Here is a 20213-nt window from a genome sequence, read left to right as displayed (position 1 = left end):
GCGAACTCAGCTTTCGATCGAGGGCGACCTCGGCAACCTCGAGCTGTTCACCCGGCTGTTCCGCCTGAAAACGGCGCCCGAACCCGCAGCGGGGATCGCCCTGCGCTGAGTCCGCGCTGGGTCCCGCGCTGGGTCCCGCGCTGGGTCCCGCGCTGGGTCCCGCGCTGACCCCGGGGCGCCGACCCCAGGGCGCGGACTCAGCATTCGCTCGAGGACAACCTCGGCAACCTCAAGCTGTTCACCCGGCTCTTCCAGCTCAAAAAGGCACCCGAACCCACGGCGGGCATCGCCCTGCGCTGAGTCCGCCCTGAATCCCGCGCCGAGTCCCGCGCTGACCCCGGGGCGGGACTCAGCCGAGGTGTTCGGCGCGCTCCTCGAGGTACCGCCGCTCGGGCAGGCTCGCCGTGCGCCGCGCCGCGCGGCGGTAGTGCTCGCGGGCGGCTTCGGGCTCGCCGGCCTGCTCCAGCAGGTGCGCGCGCACGGCGTCGAAGCGGTGGCTCTGCTTCATCCGGCCGTCGTCGGCGATGGAGTCCAGCAGCTCCAGCCCGCGGGCCGGGCCTTCGACCATGGCCACCGCGATCGCCTGGTTCAACGTGATCACGGCACTGGACGCCAGTTCCTGCAGCACCTCGTAGAGCTGCGTGATCTGCACCCAGTCGGTTCTCTCCGCGCTCGGCGCCGCGTCGTGCAGCGCCGCGATCGCCGCCTGGACCTGGTACGCCCCGACCGGACCGCGCCCCAGCACCCGGCCGATGAGCGCGGCGCCTTCGGCGATCATCGCGCGATCCCAGCGGCCGCGGTCCTGCCCGGCCAGCGGCACCAGCGTCCCGTCCGGCCCGTCCCGGGCGTCCCGGCGGGCGTCGGTGAGCAGCATGAGCGCGAGCAGCCCGGCCACCTCGCCGTCGTCCGGGCGCAGCGCGTGCACCGCCCGGGTCAGCCGGATCGCCTCCCGCGCGAGCGCCGGCACCCGCAGGTCCGTCCCGGACGTCGCGGTGTACCCCTCGTTGAAGATCAGGTAGAGCACCTGGAGCACGACCGACAGCCGCTCGGCGTATTCCGCGGGTGCCGGTTCGCCGAACGTCGACCCGGCGGCCGCGATGCTTTCCTTGGCGCGCGTGATGCGCCGGGTCATCGTGGCTTCCGGCACGAGGAACGCCTTGGCGACCTGGGCGGTCGTCAGGCCGCCCACCGCGCGGAGGGTGAGCGCCACCTGCGACGGCGGCGAAACCGCGGGGTGGCAGCACAGGAACAGCAGCGTCAGCGTGTCGTCGCGGTCGGGCGCGGGCTGGTCCCCGGGGCCGGCGACCGCGGCGGCGTCCGCGGGTTCCCGCGCCGCGACGGACTCTTCCCGGCGGCGGCGCGCGCTTTCGCTGCGCCAGTGGTCGGTGAGCCGGCGGGCCGCGACGGCGACGAGCCAGCCGTGCGGGTTGTCCGGCACGCCTTCGCTCGGCCACTGCTCGGACGCGGCGAGCAGCGCCTCCTGCACCGCGTCCTCGCACGCGTCGAACTGGCCGTAGCGGCGCACGAGGACGCCCAGCACCCGCGGCACCAGCGGCCGGAGCAGCTCGCCGACGTCCGCCGGCCGGCTCACCCGCCGGCGAATTCGGATTCGGTCTCCGAGTCGGCGAAGAACACCACCGGGCGGACTTCGATGCCGAGCCCGTCGATCTTCGCGTCCGGGATCATCGCGGCCACCTCGTACGCCCGCTCCTGGCTGGCGCACTCGACGAGGTAGTAGCCCGCGAGGAACTCCTTCGACTCGACGAACGGGCCGTCGGTGATCGCCGGCATCCCGTTCTTCACCCGCACCACGGCGCTCTTGGCCGGCGCGTCGAGCGCCTGGGTGCTGATCATCTCGCCGGACTCGCGGATGCGGCGGATGAACTCGCCGTGGCCGGTCATGACGTCGTCCTTGTCCTGCTCGGACAAGGACTCCCAGACTTCCGGGTTCATGTACATCGCCAAGAGGTACTTCAAAATACGGCTCCCCGCGTTCGGCCGGCCCTGGTGGCAACATAGCCGATCCGGCACCGCAACCTGTGAGTGGTCGGCGGGCGCGCCCCGGCGGGAGCATCGAGATCCGGGCATTCGATCATCGTCCGGAGGGAGGCCTCATGCAGGACGTGCACGCCGACCTCGGTACCGAGGCGGACACCCTCGCGGAACTCGTCCGCGAACACGAGGAGAAGGTGCTGCTGCCCGCCGGCCGGGTGATCACCGGCCACCTCGCCGAGCTCACCGTCGTGGCCAGGCGGGTGGTGCTGAGCGTCGAAGGCGAGGACAGCGCCTCGGCCCCGTCCATCACCGGCTCGGGGACACTCGCGGACGCCGTCCTGGGCTGGCGTTCGGAGCACCGGAAGGCGACCGAGCTGCTGGCCGCCGCGGACGGGGAAATCGACTGGCCGGGCGGCCCGGTGCGGCCGTCCGTGCTCGCGGCCGCCCTGCTCACCGCGGTGTTCGCCCGCGGTCAGGACATCGCCGACGTCCTCGGCGTCCGCCTGCCCCGCAACGACAGCGTCGGCCACGTCGCCTACTACGGCGTGCGCACCCGCGACGACGCCTACACCGGGCACGGCCCGCCGCCGGCGGCACCGTTCCGCTTCGAGCTCACGGCGCCGTCCGGCACCCGGTGGGAGTTCGGCCCGGCCGACGCGGCGGACCGGGTGACCGGCCCCGCCGAAGACTTCTGCCTGCTGTTCACCGGCCGCCGCCCGCCCGCCCGGGTGGCCGTCACCACCGCGGGCGAGGCCACCCGCTGGGCGGAACTGGCGCGGGCGCGGCACAATCCATTCTGGACATCCGAAGCGGATTAGGACACCGTCCTCGAAGTCCCCGCCCGGGGAGTGTCACTCGAAGCGGGCGGGGTCCCCGGCGCCGCGGCGGACGATCTCGGCTTCCCCCGACGAGAAGTCCACCACCGTGGTGGGCTCGACGCCGCAGTCGCCGGAGTCGACGACCGCGTCGAGGACGTGGTCGAGCTCCTCTTTGATCTCCCACCCCTGGGTGAGCGGCTCGGGCACGTCCGGCAGGAGCAGCGTGCTCGACACGAGCGGCTCGCCGAGCTCCGCGAGCAGCGCCTGGGCGACGACGTGCTCCGGGATGCGCACGCCCACGGTCTTCTTCTTCTCGTGCATCAGCCGCCGCGGCACCTCCTTGGTCGCCGGCAGGATGAACGTGTAGCTGCCCGGGGTGGCGGCCTTGATCGCGCGGAACACCGCGTTGTCGACGTGCACGAACTGCCCGAGCTGCGCGAAGTTCTCGCAGACCAGGGTGAAGTGGTGCCGCCGGTCGAGCCGGCGGATCGCCCGGATCCGGTCGAGCCCCTGCGGGTTGTCGAGCCGGCAGCCCAGCGCGTAGCAGGAGTCCGTCGGATAGGCGATCAGGCCGTCCTGGCGCACCAGCTCCGCGATCTGGCCGACGGTGCGCCGCTGGGGGTTGTCCGGGTGGACGTCGAAGTACCTGGCCATGACCGCGAGCCTAGGCCTCGGTCCGACCGCGACACCCGGTGACCCCGCCCGCGTCTTCCACAGTGCTCAGAACCGTCCCGGACGGTGACGGCGCTCCGGCCGCGACCGCATAATCCGGACAGACCCTTGTGCTTTCCGAGGAGGCGACCGTGAACGGACTGGCGCTGCCCGACCGCACCCGCCCGCCGCTGGCCCGGCCCCGCGTCGTGCCGGCGGAGGACTACCGCTTCACCGGCCCCGGGGGTGAGGTGGACCTGGCCGGGCTGTTCGCCGGGTACCGGCGGCTCGCCGTGCACCACCCGGTACCCGACCGCAGCCGTCCGGGCGCCACCGTGGCACCCGGCGAGCTCGCCGAGGCCATGCACGCCGCCGGCACGCGGCTGGTGCTGGTTTCCCACGCCCCGTACGCGAAGCTCGCGCAGTACGGCGCCCACTTCGGCTGGGACCTGGCCGCGTACTCCGCCGTGGGCACGGCGTTCGGCTCGGACTTCCCGGCGACGCGGCACCTCGCCGGCACCGGCGGCGACGACCGGGGAGACGCGCCGGGGGTGAGTTTCTTCCGGCTGGACGGGGGTTTCGTGCAGCACCTCGGCTCGGTCGCCGTGCCGTACCTGGATTTTCTCTGCCTCGCGGGCGTGGCCGGCGGTCCGCGCGTCCGCTGAACCGGCGCTGCGCCCACCCGGCGCGGCTCGGCGCCCGGCCATCGCGCGAACGCGCTTCCGGCGTGTTTCCATGGGATGACCCCCGACCGGCCGGGCGCGGGAAACCCGGTCCGGCCGGCCGAACCCGTGCTTCGCCGACCGCCGGAGGATCGCAGAGCAGATGTCACCGGGAGCCGGACACCACCCCGCGGCGGCGCTCTCCGCCACGGTGGAGCCCCGTGGCACCACCAAGGCGGACCGGCGGCGGCCGGCGACCTTCCTGGCCGCCAGCATCATCGTCGTGGTGGTCGCCGGGTTCGGCGTCGTGGGGCTCGCCAATCTGCTGCCGGCTTCCGTCGACCCGCTCCACGCCGGCTACGGGATCGCCGGTGTCGCCGGGCTGCTGGCGATCCAGCTGCTCTGGTTCAGCCGCCCGTCGGCCCGGCTGGATTCGACGACCAGCCGGGTCCTCCTCGGCGTCATGGTGCTGCTGGCCTACGCGCCGATCCCCACCTTCGGCCTGCTGTGGGCCGACATGCCGGACTTCGTCGGCGGCGCGGTCCTGCTGGTCCTGCCGGCCCGCTACGCCTGGCCGGCCTTCGCCGCGGTGTGCGTCAGCATCGCCTGGACCTACTCCATCTACGAGAACAACCCGCTGAGCGCGCTCTACAGCACGCTCGCCTCGATCTTCTACTGCCTGGTCTTCTACCAGCTCGCCCGGCTGGCGCGGATGGTCGACGAGCTGCACCGGGCCCGCACCGAGCTCGCCCGGCGGGCGGTCGCCGAGCAGCGGCTGGTGTTCGCCCGCGACCTGCACGACCTGCTCGGGCTCAGCCTGTCCGCGATCGCGCTCAAGGGCGAGCTGGTGCACCACCTGCTGCGGAAGTCGCCGAACCTGGCGAAGACCGAACTGGACGAGATGACCGCCACCGCGCAACGCACGCTCTCCGACGTCCGGGCGGTCTCCCGCGAGTACCGCGAGCTGTCGCTGGAGAAGGAGTCCCGGACCGCCGAGTCGCTGCTGGCCGCCTCCGACATCGACGTCCAGGTGCGCCTCGACTGGGGCGACCTGCCGGTCCAGGCGCGGACCACGCTGGCCAGGGTGCTGCGGGAGGGCGTCACCAACGTCCTCCGCTACAGCGACGTCGAACACTGCGAGATCGACATCGTCCAGCACGGCGACAAGGTCACGCTGCAGATCGTCAACGACGGTGTCGCGGCCGACGGGGCGGCGATCGAGCCGGACAGCCGGCTGTCGAAGCTGCCCGGCGAGGTGGCCGAGCTCGGGGGCACGGCGACCACCGAGGCCGGTCCCGACGGCCGGTTCGTGCTGCGCGTCGAGCTCCCGGTCCCGGGCCGGCCGGACCGGCCGGTGGCCGACCCCGGCGAAACCGACCGGCCACAGTCGACGCTGTTCCGCTGGCTGCTGCCGGCGACCATGTCGCTGATGGGCGTCGGCGCGACCCTGCACGCCCTCCGGCTGACCACGGAACCTTGGCGGCTCGCCCTGGTGATCGGCTCCATCGTCGCGCTGCTGACCCTGCAGTTCTCCTACTTCAACCGGCCGGCGACCTCGCTGCGCTCGGCCCAGACCTACGGGATGCTGCTGGTCCAGGCCTGCCTGACCTACCTGCCGCTGCTGCCGCTGAAGAACGACTGGGTGAGCATCCCCGGCCTGCTGATCGGCACGGCCCTGCTGGTCCTCCCGCCGGTGGCCGGCTGGAGCTTCTTCGCCTTGAACACGGCTGCGTACGCGTGGATCGAGTACCGGGCCGGCACCGGGGACGCGTCCCTGGTGTTCTTCACGGCGGCCACGGTGATGACCGGGCTGACCGTGTTCGGCCTGCTGTGGCTGGTCCGGCTGGTGGCCGAACTGGACCACACCCGCCGCCGGCTGGCCGAGACGGCCCTCGCGGAGGAACGGCTGCGGTTCGCGCGCGACCTGCACGACCTGCTCGGGATGAGCCTTTCGGCGATCGCGCTGAAGAGCGAGCTGACCTCCCGCATGCTCGCGATCGACCGCGGGCGCGCGGCGACCGAGCTCACCGAGATCCTCGGCCTCACCCGCCAAGCGCTGTCGGACGTGCGGTCGGTCGCCAGCGGCCACCGCGAACTGTCCCTGGAGAACGAGTCCCGCACGGTGCGGTCCGTCCTCGCCGCGGCCGACGTCCGGCTCCGCATGGAGACGCTGCTCTCCGAGGACCTGTCCTCCACCGTGCGCACCGTGCTGGCCGTGGTGCTGCGCGAAGGGGTGACGAACGTCCTCCGGCACAGCCAGGTCGAAAGCTGCGACATCGCGCTGCGCCGGGTGGCCGGCGGGATCAGCCTGGAGATCGTCAACGACGGCGTGGCCGGCCCCGGCAAAGTCACGCCGGCGGTCCACGACGGTTCCACACCGTGCGGCCGGCCGCCAGGCAGCGGCATCGGCAACCTGTCCTACCGGGTGGCCGATCTCGGCGGCGAATTGACGGCCGGCGTGGAGCCCGATGGCCGGTTCCGCCTGCATGCGGTCGTCCCGGCCTGAGGCCGGCGCTCGCATTTCCCGGGCGCACAGCTTTTCCCGGACACCCGGCTTTCCGGGACGCACAGCTTTTCCGGGCACAGCTTTTCCGGACACTGCAGCATTCCGTACGGCGGACCGCAATACCGGGCCGCCGAGCGAAATACCGTCTCGCGATCGTGCCGTTACCGAGAGTGGTGAATTCGCCGGACCGGCCGATCGCCCGCTGCCTGTCAGGCGGCTTCCATGAGGTCCATTCGGCAGATGGTTCCGCGCATCGGCGCCTCGTGCCCCGCGGACTCACGACCCCACAGTTCGAAACGCTCGATGACGAGGCCGGCATCGACATCGCGGACGTCGATACCCAGCTCGCCGAAAAGGGCCGAGATGTCAGTGGTAATCCGAGAACTCATGGTGTACTCCCCAGTCGCTGGTGAACTTCTTTTCATGTCAACAATTATTCCGCTCATCGGGGGCCTGGCAGCCAGTGCCCGCATCACCGGACCCTCGCGCCTTCCCGCTAAGCCGAACAGCGTCTTGCCTACCCCCGAACGGACCAATACGAGCGGCTGATCACTGACGGTGCGCATCGGCCGGTAGCCGTTTGTCACCGATCCGTGAGCAACCCCCACACCACCCGGACCGCTCCCACCGCGCGAATACCCGCTCATGGGGGGTTCAACACTCCCACCGCGGACATATGCGAAACGCATACCCGGCACTTGCGAAAGCCATTCCCAACGGGTGTCGATGAGCACTTAAGAAGTAGACGGCTCCGCGCCTACAGTTCTGGCATACCGAATCTGCCACCGTCGGTCGCGTTCGCAGGGAACCCGCCCGGCAGGCACCCGGCCAGCGGAGGGCGGCCACCATGGACCACATCGTGCGGCAGGCCGTGGCACGCGCCATCGAGACTATGCAGGGCAACCTGGGCGAACACCTCACCGTCGACGATCTCGCGCGCGCCGCGCTGTTCAGCAAGTTCCACTTCACGAGGATCTTCCTGCGAGCGACCGGGTTGTCCCCGGCCCGCTTCCTTTCGGCACTGCGGCTGGCCGAGGCGAAGCGGCTGCTCGCCACGACAGCGGCCTCCGTCGCCGACATCAGCTACCAGGTCGGCTACAACAGCGTGGGCACGTTCAGCGCCCGCTTCAGCGGCAGCGTCGGCCTTTCCCCGACGGGGTTCCGGCGGCGCCGCGGGCGGCCCGACCGGCTCCCCGAGCGCGGCGACACGCCGGAGTGCACGGGCACGGTGCGCGGACGGGTGTCCTTCCCGCCCGTCCGGCAGCGCGGCCCGGTGTTCGTCGGGCTGTTCCCGGCCCGGATCGCCGAAGGCGCGCCGGCCCGGTACACGGTCCTCCCGGGCGGCGTCGGCCACTACGCGCTGACCGACGTGCCGGAGGGCTCCTGGTACGTCATCGCCTGCGCCCACGGCGTGTTCGACGAGCACGGTTCCCGCGCGCTGACCGGGTTGTCCGGACCGGTCAGGGTCCGGCCCGAAGTGACCGCGCACCTGGCCGACGTGGGGCTGCGGCCGCGCCACCGCTTCGACCCGCCGGTCCTGCTGGCCCTGCCCGAACTGGCGCCGGCCCCGGCGCACCGGGCGATCGCGGTCTGAGCGGGCCGCCGGCGGGGCGGCCGCGGGCCGGGTCCGCGGCGAAAAGGATTACCGAGTGGCTTCGCCCCCGGGACGGCAGAAATACCGTCCCGGGGGCGAAGCCGTCGCCATCGGGTGATTTCTCCGGCGGGGCCGGAAGGTGGCGTACAATTCCTGCGGGGAATTGGCTCGGCTGGGGGATGCGAGGAACACAGTGTGATAAAGGTTTTGCTGGCCGAAGACATGGACATGGTCCGCGGCGCGCTCGTTGCCCTCCTGAGCCTGGAGTCCGACATCGAGGTGGTGGCGGAAGTCGATTCCGGTGACGAAATCCTGCCCGCCGCCCAGTCCACCCAGCCCGACGTCGCCGTCATCGACATCGACCTGCCGGGCAAGGACGGGCTGACCGCGGCGGCCGAGCTGCACGAGCACGTTCCCGAGTGCCACACCCTGATCCTGACCAGCCTCGGCCGGCCGGGTACGGTCCGCCGCGCGCTCGACGCCAAGGTCAACGGGTTCTTGCTCAAGGACGCGCCGTCGGACAAGCTCGCCAACGCGGTGCGTTCGGTCGCGGCCGGCAGGCGGGTCATCGACAGCGAGCTGGCGCTGTCGGCCTGGGAGGCCGACGACTGCCCGCTCACACCGCGTGAGCTGGAGATCCTCGCGCTCGCCGCGCGCGGGCGCAACGTCGCCGACATCGCCGCGGACCTGTTCCTGTCCCCGGGCACGGTGCGCAACTACCTGGCGGCGTCGGTCACGAAGCTCAACGCCCGGAACCGCGTGCACGCGATCCGGATCGCCACGGAAGCCGAATGGCTCTGAGCCGCTCCGGGACCAGCCGCGCGCCGCGCCGGGGCGGCAGGAACGGCTGAAGCGGCACGGCCGCGCTCAGCACGTGCGTCCCGTCGGCCCCGGCCCCGGCGGTGAGGGTGCCGCCGAGGGCACCGACCCGGTCCTGCAGGTTCAGCAAGCCGGCGCCGTGCTCCTCACCGTCGTCGTTCTGCTCCGCGTCCCGCACGACACCGTCGTTGGTGACGCGCAGCCAGGCCTCGCCCTTGGTCACGCCGACGGCGAGCTCGCACCACGTCGCCTGGCTGTGCCGCACGACGTTGGTGGCGCTTTCCCGCAGCATGGACGCGAACGTCGTGGCCACCGGCTCGGGCAGGTGCGGCAGCTTGTGGCCGAAGCGCACGCTCACGCCGGCGGTCTCCAGCACCGCCGCCGCGGCCTGCCGTTCCTCCGTCAACGAAAACTGCCGGCTCCCGGCCGCGACCGAGCGCACGTCGGCGAGAGCTTTGCGCGAGATCGTCACGAGCTCGGCGAGCTCGGTCTTGGCCCGGTCCGGCTCGGTGTCGACGAGCCGGCGGGCCAGCTCGATCTTCAGGGTGATCGCGGACAGGCTCAGCCCCAGCAGGTCGTGGGTGTCCTGGGAGAACCGCAGGCGCTCCTCGGCGATCGCCCGCGAGGTCAGCTCGCGCCCGCCGACCTCGTACCGGGCGGCCAGCCGGCTGAACCACGCGAGGCCGAACACGACTCCGGCCGCCACCGCGGTGAGCACCCCGCCGTGGACGCCGTCGGCGACCGACACCACCGGTGTCCACGCTCCCGCGGTCAGGAGCGCGGCCCCGGCCGTGACCAGCACGAGCACCGGCACGGACACCGCCGGCCTCGCCACGAGCAGCACGCTGCCCGCGAAGAAGCAGGCGAGCGGGCTCCAAGCGGCGCCCAGCTGCAGCACCGGCAGCAGGCCGAGCAGGGCCTGCGCCGCCAGGGCGGGTCCGCGGAACCGGGCACTGCCGTAGCAGAAGCCGGCCACGTGCACCACGACCAGCACCACGGCGTAGCCGCACGCCGCGAAGGCCGGCAGCCACGATCGGGCCTCTCGCAGCGGCCCGAGCAGCCCGAGCACACCGATCCCGAGGCAGAGGGCGCTGTGCACGATGTGGACCAGGCGGGCCGGGAAGCCGCCTTCCGGCAATCCTTCCGCGGTGGTGCCCGGCAGGGACCGCGCCGCCTTCCTCGACGGCTTCGGATACAACGACCGCAGTCTTGCTTCCTGCACCACCGCGTCAGCGATCACGCACCGCCTCCCCAGAAAAGTGCCGTGCCCTGAAGTGCAGGGTAACAGCCGGACCGCGGCTGTCAGGCCGAGTTCACGCGTCCGCCGGATGGGAAGTCGAGGACGCATTCACCGACGCTGACCTCCGCCGGCCACGCCAGCTTGAGCGCCCGGTCGACGCGGTCACCCGAGTCCGCGGGCACGGCGTGCGCCGACAGGCCCATGGCCCTGGCGACCAAGGAGAACACCTGCTGCAACGCGCCGAGGTGCAGCAGCGTCGTCGCGTAGGCCGCACCACCGAGCGCCCAGGCGATCCGGGACATCCGCGCGGTCATGGTCAGCAGCGCCGCCGGGCGGCGGTGGCTGCCCGCGGCGACCATCGCCATGTCCAGGAGGCCGTCCAGGACGGCGGGGTCGTCGTTGATCAGCGTGAGGGTGTGCCACAGCGGGTTGTAGTGGTAGATGCCGCGGGCGAGGCCGGCGCAGCGGTTTACGCCGACGTAGATTTCGAGCTCGTACAGGCAGGCCACGCTGAAGTACGGCCGCTGCGTCGCTTGGTGCGAGCGGCCGCCGGGGAGGCCGGTCGGGCCGATCGAGCGCACCCGTGCGGTGCGGAACAGGAACTCGCCGAGCTGCCGGGCGGACAGGTCCCGGTCGCTGACGGTGGGACAGACGTAATCGGTCTCCAGCAGGGCGGTCAGCGTCGAGTCCCCGGCGGCCAGTGCGGCCGGCTCGGGCCGGTCGAGCGGGAAGGAGGGGCCGCCGGCGGCCGGTTTGAGCATCGGGGGCTCCGCGCCGGGCGGATGGTCGCCGTCCTCGGGCGACGACGGCATCTGCCAGGTCCGGCTGCGGGCGTGGAACATCAGGTCGTCGTGCGACCAGGCCGCCGTGCCGGGACCGCCGTACTCGGTGAAGTGGCCCTGAGCGTCGGCGAGGAGCACGAGCCCGGCGGCGACCAGGAACTCCACCACGTCGGCGACCACCGCCGCGGCCACGCCGGTGACGGACGCCAGCCCGTCGACGGTCGTCGGCGCGGCGAGTGACGAGGCGAGCAGGACCGCGGGCGGCCGGAGCAGGGCGACCTTGTACGGCGCCACGGGTGATTCGGCCAGCAGGACGCCACCGTCGGCCCGCAGGGCGGCGAACCGGGACAGCCGCACCCGGCGCCCGGCGGGCAGCGGCCCGGCGCGGAAGGCCGGGGACTGGGCGACCGGGATCGCCGACAGCACCGGCCCGCGGCCGTCGTTGAGCGCGAGGGAGTGCACGACCGAACCGGACAGCCGGGTCAGCACCCGCCGCAGCGACAGCCGCCAGGCGTCCGCACCCGCCCCGTCCGCGGCCACCAGGTTCGCCATGGACACCGGCCCGAGCGCCAGGCGCGCGAGGGACTCCTGCACGCCGGTGGCCGTGCCGCGGAACTCGTACTCGCCCCACCACGTGATGGCGACGAGCGTGCCCTCGTCGTCCGTTTCGAGGAGCGTGTCCTCCGTGAACGACCACAGCCACACCGTTTCGGCCTGTTTGGGCGGGTTCTCGGCAACCAAGGCGCACTCCTAGGTGAAACGACGGAACTGCCCGCCCCGACCCGGCAGCTGTCAGAGGAACATCGGGAACGGGTTGAGCCGCTCGTAGGGCACTGGCTCCGCCACCCGGCCGAGCCGCACCGGGACGTCGAACAGCCTGCCGGGCGCGTACCGGGCCCAGAACGGCCGGAGGCCGGGGGCCAGCACCTTGACCACCGGCAGGCCGACGTCGGGACGCGTCTGGTCGAGGACGAGCAGTTCGCTGCCCGCCTCGCTCAGCGCCCCGGCCAGCGCGAAGACGTCGTCGCGCACGTCCGGCCGGTGGACGTAGGGGAAGTCGGCCGGGGTCCGCGTCCGCTCGCCCGCGACCGGCATCAGGTACGGCTGGTTGGCGACGGTCGCGTACTCCAGCCACCGCGCCGCGTCCGGGTCACCGATGCCGTGTCCCTGCCGCAGCAGGTCCGGCAGCATCTGGTTCAGCTCCGCCACCGCGCGCCGCACGGCGATCCGCGGGTCGAGGTGGGCGCCGAACCCGAACATGATGTGCTCGTGCGGCCGTCCGGTGCCGCGCGAGACCGCGGCGAACACCGGCACGCCGAGGTCCGACGTCACGTCCAGGACCCACATCTCGCGGCCGAGGCCGGCGTAGTGACCGACCATCTCGGCCAGCCAGCCGTCCTCGAACGAATCGAGGTCGACGCCGTGCACCGGCGTGCGGTTGTACCACCACAGCGCGACGGCGTCCCGCTCGACGAGCTCGAGCGTGCCCTGCAGGACGGCGTCTTCGAGGCTGCTGCCCGCCGCGGCCCCGTTGGAGTCCGTGGCCAGGCCGCGGCCACCGGATTCGGCGGGCACCCCGTAGTACAGGTACGCCGTGGGCAGGAGCCGGCGGCGCCCGGAGAGCGACCAGACGGGGGTCCAGTCGATCGCCGCGTCCGGGTCGAACCGGTGGGGGACGTGCTGGAACGAGCCGTGCCCGGCGTTCCAGGCGGTGCGCTCGCGGTACTGGCGGTCGGCGAACAGCATGCAGTCGTTGGGGTGCATCGCCTCCTCGAGGTCCGCGAACGGGGCCCGGATCCGCAGCTCGTCACTCTGGTAGTTGCCGGAAAAGCGCTCCACCGCCTCGCACAGGGCGCTGACCTCGGCCTCGAGCGGGGTGGTCCCCTTGCCCCCGTTCTCCCCGTGCAGCCCGGCCCGCATCCCGGCCACCCCGGTGATGCCGCGGGCGACGCTCTGGCCGGAGCGGTAGGCGTTGACGTACGGCGGGGCCGCCGGATCGCGCCGGATCTCCTTGACGACGCCGGTGATCGGGCTGATCAGGTGCCCGTACCGCTCGAGGATCTGCCCCGGTGTCGAGGTGCGGTGACCGCCGCCGGTCGCCGTCGTCTTGCGCGCCGGTTCCAGCCGGATCGGCCGGGCCGCGCGCGCCGCGACCAGCGTGGGATCCCCGCAGGCGGGGCACTGCGGCCGGCGGCGCAGCTCGTGCAGCGTGCCCTGCATGTCCAGGGTGTCGAGCACCCACACGCACTGCTGGCCGTGATAGCGGTAGCCCGCCAGCCACTTGCTGGCCTCGAGCACGATCAGGTGCGCGGCCGCGGCCGACAGGGACGGCAGCGCGGCCGTCGGGCGGCGCGCGGGACCTTCGTGGCCGAGCACCTGCTGCGCGCACGCCTCGGCGTGGCGGTGGCCCCACAGCCGGTTGGTCAGGCAGTGCCAGCACCCCGAGTCGCCGGGGCGCAGCACCGGCCCGATCCACACCTGCGCGCCGAACGGCCGGGCCAGCAGCCACGGCCGCCCGGTCCGGCGGTAGTCGGCGTCGACCTCCGCCAGCCGTGGGTCGAGGTAGTCGGTGCACAGCACGATGCCCAGGTCCGCGTCCCCGGCCGTGGCGGGCGCGGCCGCCACGGCCGGGGACGGCCAGTGCCCGCTCGACCGGCCCCGCGTCGGTGTCTTCGCCGACCGCGACCAGCCGGACGCCGGGCCGGGCGGCGGCCGAGGTGATCCCGGCGGCGTCGATGCCGCACGCGTCCCAGTAGGCGAGCTCCCGCTCGTCGACGCCCGGCCCGGGCACCGGGCGGACGGAGACCAGGCCTTCGTCCACCAGCTGGGCGACGATCGCCGCCACTTCCTCGGGTGTCATCCCGGCCGGCCGGGCGCGGAGCACCTCGCCGAGCTCGCGGGTGCCGTCCAGCAGCGGGGCGAGCGATTCGATCCGCGCCCCCCGCATGGAAATGACACCCCGTTCGGAGAACAGGTAGGCGCCGTGGCCGGCGGACACCTCGGCGCGCAGGTGCCGTTTGAAGGCGAGCACGCGGGTCTCCGCCGGCGGCGGTTCCCCGGAACGAGCCCGGTTGCGGGCGGGCTGCACGGCTGATCCGCTCATCTGCACTCCTCGTTCGGTGCGCGCGATCGGAGAACCCGGATTCTTCTCCGTGGCGCCGACCTGCGGCCAGTGCTCCGCACACCGATCCGGACATGCGAAATTCACGCGCATTCGTGGAAAAAACACGCTCGAACGGGGTTTAGCACACTGGTCGGCGTCACCGGTGGTTCGTCACTCTGGTTCGCGAGGGCAAAGTGCCCGGCGGCACGATCGACCGAATCAAGTGAGGATCGGGTATGACGACCACTCGCACCTACGGACAGTTCTGCGGCCTCGCGCGCGCCCTCGAGATCGTCGGGGAACGATGGTCGCTGCTCGTCATCCGGGACCTGGTCCTCGGCCCGAAAGGGTACCGGGACCTGCTGCGGGGGCTGCCCCGCATCCCGGCCAGCATCCTGTCTTCCCGCCTCAACGAGCTCGAGCAGGCGGGCGTGGTCCGCCGCCGGGTGCTGCCGCAGCTCGACGCGGGCCTGGTCTACGAGCTGACCGAGTACGGCAGCGAGCTCGACCACATCCTGCTGGACCTCGCGCTGTGGGGCGCGCGCTCGCTCGGGTACCCGGCCGAGGGCGCGGTCTTCACCACCGACGCCGCGATCCTCGCGATGTACACGACGTTCCAGGAGGAAGCCGCGCAGGGCGTCAGCTTGACGTACGTGCTGCGCCACAGCGACTCGCTGGTCATCCACGCGATGGTCGACGACGGCGCGCTGAAGGTCGGCGCCGGCGACCACCCGGCCGCCGACCTGGTGATCCAGCCGCAGGGGCCGGAACTGATCGACCTGATCAACGGCAAGCTGACGGCGGCCGAGGCGATGGCGTCCGGGCGGCTGCGGATCGAAGGCGAGTTCGAGCACCTGGAGCTGTTCACCAAGATGTTCCGGATCCCGCCGAAGCCGGAGCCGGCGGAGGGGATTTCCTTCTTCTGATCGCCGGAAGGGGCAATTCGGAGTAATGCCGCGGTGCGCGACGCAGTTATCGTCGAGGCGCCACGCTGATCACGACAACCCTGGGGTTCGGCATGACGACTTTCGAAAACACCCGGCCCGGCGGATTCCTGGCCGGGCTCAACAGCCGCCATCACCACCAAGCACTCGCGGTGTTCATGGCGGTGGTGATCGCCCACTGGGCGGAGCACATCGTGCAGGCCGTGCAGATCTACGCGCTCGGCTGGCCGGTGGCCCGGGCGCGCGGGGTGCTCGGGATGCCGTTCCCGTGGCTCATCTCGCAGGAATGGCTGCACTACGGCTACGCGCTGGTGATGCTGGTGTTCCTGTGGGTCCTGCGGCACGGGTTCGCCGGCCGGTCGCGGCAGTGGTGGAACCTGGCGCTGGCCATCCAGTTCTGGCACCACATCGAGCACCTGCTGCTGTTCATCCAGGCGCAGTCCGGCTGGCGGCTGGCCGGGCAGAAGGTGCCCACCAGCATCATCCAGCTGCTCGTGCCCCGGGTGGAGCTGCACCTGTTCTACAACACGATCGTCACCATCCCGATGATCGTCGCGGTGATCCTGCACCGGCGGGCCTCGGCCGCCGAACACGAGCTGACCGGCTGCGTCTGCGGGCTGCCGAAGGCCGCCCTCGCCACGTCGTGAAGCGCGCGCTGGCCCTGCTGGCCTTCCTCCTGGGCTGGCTGGTGCTCGGCGCCGTGCCGGCTTCGGCCCACGTCGAGATCGTCTCGTCGGCCCCGGGGGACGGCGCCCGCCTGAGCGCGGCGCCGCCCCTGGTGTCGGTCACCCTGTCGGAGAACGTCGGGATCCAGCCGGGGTCGATCAAGGTCGTCGACCTCGCCGGCAAGCAGGTCGACGCCGGGCCGGTGTTCCAGCCCGGCGACGTCGCCGAGCAGCTCGCGGTGCGGCTCAAGCCGGGCGTGCCGGACGGCAGCTACCTGGTCGAATACGCGTTCGTCTCGGCCGACTCGCATCCGGTGCGCGGCACTTTCGCGTTCGTGGTGGGCACCGGGCCGCTGGTGACTTCGGCCGGTGCGGTATCGGCGTCGACGGGCACCGACACGGCGGTCGACGTGGTCTCGACGGCGGCGCGCTGGCTGGCCTACCTCGGCGTCGTGCTGCTGGGCGGGCTGGCGTTCGTGGTGCTGTGCCGCCCGGCCGCCCGCACCGACCCCCGCGCCCGCCGCCTGCTGAACTGGGGCGCCGGCCTGGTCGCGGCGACCGCCGTGGCGGCGTTCGTGCTGCAAGGGCCGTACGCGACGGGGCGGAACCTCGAAGCGGTGTTCGACACGGGACTGCTGGCGGACACGCTGCGTGTCGCGTACGGGAAGCTGCTGCTGCTCCGGCTGGCAGCGGTGGCGGTGCTGGCGCTGCTGTTGCCGAGGCTGCTGCGGCCGGAGCTGCCGGAACGGCTGCGCGCCCGCTACGAAAACCTGGCCATGGTGACCGGCTTCCTCGTGCTCCTGACGTTCTCGGCCACCGGTCACCCGGTCGCCGACCCGATCATGTTCGTGTCGGTATCGGCGGACCTGGTGCACTTCGGCGCGGTCGCCATCTGGGTGGGCGGCCTGGTTCAGCTGGCCCTGTGCCTGCACCGCCCGTCCCCGGAAGAGGACCCGGCCCCGTCGGCGGCCCGCTTTTCCCGTCTGGCGGCCGGAGCGGTGACGGCGATCGCCCTCAGCGGAGCCGTGCTGGCGCTGCGCATCATGCCGTCGCTGTCGACGCTCTGGACGACCACCTTCGGCCTGCTGGTGCTGCTGAAGATCGCCGGTCTCGCGGTGCTGCTGGCGGTGGCGAGCCGCTCCCGCCGCGCGGTGCGCGAGGGATTGACGAAGCGGGACGAGGGGGCCACGAAGACGGCGACGACGCAGTTGCGCCGCCTACGCCAGACGGTGGCGGCGGAGGTCGTGCTCGGTGCGGTGGTCTTGGCCCTGGCGGCGTTCCTCACGGTGACCCCGCCCGGCGGCTGAGGGGTCCCAGCGCTGGGTCCTGGGTGAGACCTTGCTCAGCCCTTCTCGCTGGCCAGCGAGAAGGGCTGAGCAAGCCGATCGGCAATCCGACCCCACGCCAAGCGGCCCCACCGGCGGCCGGCGCAACCCACCCAGGACCCAGCTTCACGCCAAGCGAGCGCGGCCGGGCCGCCCCACCGAACCCGTCCCCTTCACCGGCCAGCTCACACGCCAGGGAGCTCCGGCGGGCTGAACGGTCCCCACGTGAACGCGGGCAGCCAGCGCTCCGGCTCGCCACTCCACTCCAGCGTCGTGAGCTGGGCCGGCGATCGGCGGCCGGCGAGAGCGCGGTACAGCTCGTGCCGCGGCGCCGTCACCGACGCCGACGGCCGGCCCGGGCCCGCCGTCCACTCCGCGCCGTCCGTCGTGCGCAGGTGCAATGGCGGCAACCCGCGTTTCTCGATCGAGCCCGACAGCCCGCTGACCAGCACCTCGATGCTCCGCGCCCAGGCCGCGTGCTCCTCCGGCGGGGCGACGCCGAGCGCCGCGCACAAGTCCAGCTCGTGGGTGTAGGCGTCCATCACCATGACGTCGCCCTCGCGGCCGCCCGCCTCTTCGAGCCGCGGGTCGAGCTGCTCGCCGAGGGCGTCCCAGTGGTCGAGCAGCTCCGGCACCCCCGCGGTGCCGGGCAGCTCCGCCGGGCTGCCGCCGTGGCGCTCCAGCACCCGCCCGGCGATGGCGACGAGGTGGCCGAGCAGGTCGGTGACCGTCCACTCCGGACACGCCGGGACCGGGGCGAGGTGCTCCTCAGGCCGTGGCGCGAGCAGGGCGCGGACGCCCCGCCGCACGGCCCGGTAGCCCACGAAGTCCGGAACTGTCACGGGTCCCCCTCACCTGGCACGATCGGTGCGTCCACCCCAGTATGCCCAGGTGGCGGCCCCGGCGGTTCTCCCCGCCTGCCGCCACCGGAAGATCCCGGGAGGTCGTGGTCTTGCCCACCCTGTGGTCCACGCCGGCGCAGTGGAGCCTGCTGCCGCCGGTCCTGCTCGCGCTCGTGCTGAGCGTCGCCATCGGACTCGAACGCGAGGCCGGCATGAAGGCCGCCGGCCTGCGGACGCACAGCCTGGTCGGCGTCGGCTCGGCCGTGTTCATGCTGGTCTCGAAGTACGGGTTCGCCGACCTGCTCGGCTTCGACCACGTCTCGCTCGACCCGTCGCGGATCGCCGCGCAGATCGTCTCCGGCATCGGCTTCATCGGCGGCGGCCTCATCTTCGTCCGCCGCGACGCGGTGCGCGGGCTGACCACGGCGGCGACGATCTGGGTGACCGCCGCGGTCGGCACCGCGTGCGGTGCCGGGCTGCCGGTGCTCGCCGCCGGCGCGACGATCGGGCACTTCGTCGTGACGCGCGGCTTCCCGCCGTTGCAGCGGTTCGTCGCGCGGCACCGCCGGGAACCACCGGTGGTCCGGCTGAGCTACCTCGACGGCCACGGCGTGCTGCGCGCGGCGCTGGCCGTGTGCACCGGGCGCAGGTGGGCGGTGCACCACGTCGAGGTCGACCACGAGTCCCTTTCCGAGGAAGGGCAACGGATCGCGGTCGTGACGCTGCGCCTGGACGGCCGCGGTGACCTCTACGATCTCGCCGCCGAACTGGCCGAGCTGCCCGGCGTCCGGAGTACGTCCACCGGCCTCGGGGAACCGCTCGACGAATGATCGCCCGCCCGGGCAGCGCGCGGAGGCGGGTTTGCGGCACACTGGGGAGCACACGGAAAGCCCCGGTGTCGCAAGGAAAACGCGCGACCGAGGAGAAACCATCCAATTCGGAGGTGAGGCATGGCCCCCGGCGGTGGCGAGGACGTGGCGCTCGCGTTGCCTGAATTCGACCTGGCGTGGCGCGGTTTTCATCGCGCGCAGGTCGCGGAATACGTCGCTTGGGCCGAGGCCGAGATCCGCAGACTCACCGACGAACGCGACGCCGCGCGGCGGCGCGGGGCGGTCCTCGCCGAGGAGAACCGTGAGCTGAACGTGAAGATCGACCGGATCAGCATGACCCCGATCCCCGCGGACGCCCTGCAGGAGCGCTCGCGCCGGATGATCGAGCTGACCCGCGAGGAAGCGGCGGAAATCACCGCGCACGCAAGGGAAACGGCGGAGCGGATCCGGCGCGAAGCCGAGGCGGAGGCCGTCCGGCTCACCGAGAAGGAACGCCTGCTCGTCGCCGAGGCGGAAGCCGAGCGCGAGCGGCAGCGCGCCGAGCACGAGGAATTCATGCGGGCGGCCGAGCAGCGCCGCCGTGAGCTCGACGAGGCGGCGGCGCACCGCCGGGCCCAGCTGGAAGAGGACCACACCCGCGCCATGACGGTCCGCCGCGCCGGCGCGATGCGCGAGCTGGCCGAGCAGGAAGCGGCCGCCCGGGCGAAGGCCGACCAGCTGGTCACCGAAGCGAAGCAGCGCGGCGAAGCCCTGGTCACGACGGCCGAAAGCGAGCTGGCCTCGGCGCGGGAGAAGGCCGGGCAGCTGGTCACCGACGCCACCCGGCAGGGAGAAACGCTGGTCGCGGCGGCGCAGGGCGAGGTGACGGCGCTGGCCGAGGTCCGCGACAAGCTGAAGGCGAGCCTGACCGGCTGCCGCAGCCTCCTGACGGACGCGGCGATCGCCCTCGACGACCGGCCGGCCGCGTTCGACCCCGAAGCCACCCTGCCGATGTCGAAAAGAGTGCCGATCCAGCGGCGGTCACCCGCAGAAGACCTGACCGACGCGGTCGGTTGACGTCGGCCCGCGCCACGGCATCGCAGCAGGTCACGGCCTCATGAACGACGGATCCAAGTCACCGGCCGAGGTGCCGGTCGTGACCCGCGGTGGCCGGGCCGCGCCCACTGAAGCCGGCTCCTTGAGCGAAATGAACGACGGATTCCGGTCCCCAGCCGAGGTGCCGGTCGTGACGCGCGGTGGCCGGGCCGGGCCCACCGGAGCCCGCTCCTTGAGCGAAATGAACGACGGATCCAAGTCACCGGCCGAGGTGCCGGTCGTGACCCGCGGTGGCCGGGCCGCGCCCACCGGAGCCCGCTCCTTGAGCGAAATGAACGACGGATCCAAGTCACCGGCCGAGGTGCCGGTCGTGACCCGCGGTGGCCGGGCCGCGCCCACTGA

18 protein-coding genes and 1 pseudogene are annotated in these 20213 nt (G+C 72.5%); 10 read left to right on the top strand and 9 right to left on the bottom strand.

The window, feature by feature from the left end; translation table 11 throughout:
• Positions 1 to 349 precede the first annotated feature (349 nt).
• Together AB0M30_RS30015 and AB0M30_RS30010 are read right to left on the bottom strand one after the other, a co-directional pair.
• On the bottom strand, positions 350 to 1591 hold the full coding sequence (locus AB0M30_RS30015) for a DUF6596 domain-containing protein (protein ID WP_364590311.1): 1242 nt from the start codon (positions 1589 to 1591) through the stop codon (positions 350 to 352).
• Complete coding sequence (locus AB0M30_RS30010) at positions 1588 to 1977, bottom strand: YciI family protein (protein ID WP_364590308.1); 390 nt, start codon at positions 1975 to 1977, stop codon at positions 1588 to 1590. Before AB0M30_RS30010 ends, AB0M30_RS30015 begins: the two co-directional genes overlap by 4 nt.
• Before the next feature lie 137 nt (positions 1978 to 2114).
• Here AB0M30_RS30010 and AB0M30_RS30005 point away from each other — a divergent pair, with 137 nt between their 5' ends.
• A complete protein-coding gene (locus tag AB0M30_RS30005; protein WP_364590306.1) occupies positions 2115 to 2813 on the top strand; it encodes a maleylpyruvate isomerase family mycothiol-dependent enzyme in 699 nt (232 codons plus the stop codon).
• A 33-nt stretch (positions 2814 to 2846) separates the two neighbouring features.
• Here AB0M30_RS30005 and AB0M30_RS30000 read toward each other — a convergent pair whose 3' ends face one another.
• Complete coding sequence (locus tag AB0M30_RS30000; RefSeq protein WP_103343279.1) at positions 2847 to 3467, bottom strand: L-threonylcarbamoyladenylate synthase; 621 nt, start codon at positions 3465 to 3467, stop codon at positions 2847 to 2849.
• Between the two features lie 149 nt (positions 3468 to 3616).
• Here AB0M30_RS30000 and AB0M30_RS29995 point away from each other — a divergent pair, with 149 nt between their 5' ends.
• A complete protein-coding gene (locus tag AB0M30_RS29995; RefSeq protein WP_364590303.1) occupies positions 3617 to 4129 on the top strand; it encodes a DUF899 family protein in 513 nt (170 codons plus the stop codon).
• Between the two features lie 160 nt (positions 4130 to 4289).
• On the top strand, positions 4290 to 6632 hold the full coding sequence (locus tag AB0M30_RS29990; protein WP_364590300.1) for a histidine kinase: 2343 nt from the start codon (positions 4290 to 4292) through the stop codon (positions 6630 to 6632).
• A gap of 209 nt (positions 6633 to 6841) precedes the next feature.
• Here AB0M30_RS29990 and AB0M30_RS29985 read toward each other — a convergent pair whose 3' ends face one another.
• Positions 6842 to 7366, bottom strand: a complete 525-nt coding sequence (locus AB0M30_RS29985) for a hypothetical protein (RefSeq protein ID WP_364590297.1) — start codon at positions 7364 to 7366, stop codon at positions 6842 to 6844.
• 113 nt (positions 7367 to 7479) lie between these two features.
• Here AB0M30_RS29985 and AB0M30_RS29980 point away from each other — a divergent pair, with 113 nt between their 5' ends.
• Positions 7480 to 8226, top strand: coding sequence for an AraC family transcriptional regulator (locus AB0M30_RS29980; RefSeq protein WP_364590294.1), 747 nt, complete (start codon positions 7480 to 7482; stop codon positions 8224 to 8226).
• Positions 8227 to 8421: 195 nt separating this feature from the next.
• Positions 8422 to 9027, top strand: a complete 606-nt coding sequence (locus AB0M30_RS29975) for a response regulator transcription factor (protein ID WP_364590291.1) — start codon at positions 8422 to 8424, stop codon at positions 9025 to 9027.
• On the opposite strand, the gene AB0M30_RS29970 is transcribed toward AB0M30_RS29975, so the two are convergent.
• The 3 genes and pseudogenes from AB0M30_RS29970 to AB0M30_RS29960 form a co-directional block, all read right to left on the bottom strand.
• Positions 8969 to 10285: a histidine kinase gene (locus AB0M30_RS29970; RefSeq protein WP_364590288.1), complete on the bottom strand. Its 1317-nt coding sequence runs from the start codon at positions 10283 to 10285 to the stop codon at positions 8969 to 8971. The two genes, AB0M30_RS29975 and AB0M30_RS29970, sit on opposite strands and share 59 nt — an antisense overlap.
• 62 nt (positions 10286 to 10347) lie before the next feature.
• A complete protein-coding gene (locus tag AB0M30_RS29965; protein WP_364590286.1) occupies positions 10348 to 11808 on the bottom strand; it encodes a SagB/ThcOx family dehydrogenase in 1461 nt (486 codons plus the stop codon).
• 51 nt (positions 11809 to 11859) lie between these two features.
• A pseudogene (locus tag AB0M30_RS29960) lies at positions 11860 to 14170 on the bottom strand (TOMM precursor leader peptide-binding protein).
• 236 nt (positions 14171 to 14406) lie between these two features.
• On the opposite strand from AB0M30_RS29960, the gene AB0M30_RS29955 reads away from it, so the two are divergent.
• From AB0M30_RS29955 to AB0M30_RS29945, 3 genes are all read left to right on the top strand, one after another.
• On the top strand, positions 14407 to 15096 hold the full coding sequence (locus AB0M30_RS29955; protein WP_364590283.1) for a winged helix-turn-helix transcriptional regulator: 690 nt from the start codon (positions 14407 to 14409) through the stop codon (positions 15094 to 15096).
• A 92-nt stretch (positions 15097 to 15188) separates the two neighbouring features.
• Positions 15189 to 15761 (top strand): hypothetical protein, encoded by a 573-nt coding sequence (locus AB0M30_RS29950; RefSeq protein WP_364590281.1) that lies wholly within the window; start codon positions 15189 to 15191, stop codon positions 15759 to 15761.
• On the top strand, positions 15758 to 17086 hold the full coding sequence (locus AB0M30_RS29945) for a CopD family protein (RefSeq protein ID WP_364590278.1): 1329 nt from the start codon (positions 15758 to 15760) through the stop codon (positions 17084 to 17086). The genes AB0M30_RS29950 and AB0M30_RS29945 overlap by 4 nt, the downstream gene beginning before the upstream one ends.
• 203 nt (positions 17087 to 17289) lie before the next feature.
• Here AB0M30_RS29945 and AB0M30_RS29940 read toward each other — a convergent pair whose 3' ends face one another.
• Positions 17290 to 17946, bottom strand: coding sequence for a maleylpyruvate isomerase family mycothiol-dependent enzyme (locus AB0M30_RS29940; RefSeq protein WP_364590276.1), 657 nt, complete (start codon positions 17944 to 17946; stop codon positions 17290 to 17292).
• A gap of 110 nt (positions 17947 to 18056) precedes the next feature.
• Between AB0M30_RS29940 and AB0M30_RS29935 the strand changes: the two genes are divergently transcribed.
• Positions 18057 to 18776, top strand: a complete 720-nt coding sequence (locus tag AB0M30_RS29935) for an MgtC/SapB family protein (RefSeq protein ID WP_364590274.1) — start codon at positions 18057 to 18059, stop codon at positions 18774 to 18776.
• 120 nt (positions 18777 to 18896) lie between these two features.
• Positions 18897 to 19832 (top strand): M protein, encoded by a 936-nt coding sequence (locus tag AB0M30_RS29930; protein WP_364590271.1) that lies wholly within the window; start codon positions 18897 to 18899, stop codon positions 19830 to 19832.
• Positions 19833 to 19862: 30 nt separating this feature from the next.
• Here AB0M30_RS29930 and AB0M30_RS29925 read toward each other — a convergent pair.
• Positions 19863 to 20213 (bottom strand): hypothetical protein (locus AB0M30_RS29925; protein WP_364590268.1); only part of this gene is annotated, 351 nt, incomplete at its 5' end.

The organism is Amycolatopsis sp. NPDC051716, from assembly GCF_040681595.1.
GTDB lineage: Bacteria > Actinomycetota > Actinomycetes > Mycobacteriales > Pseudonocardiaceae > Amycolatopsis.
The sequence above is the reverse complement of the archived record's forward strand: the minus strand, read 5'-3'. Positions and strand labels throughout refer to the sequence as shown.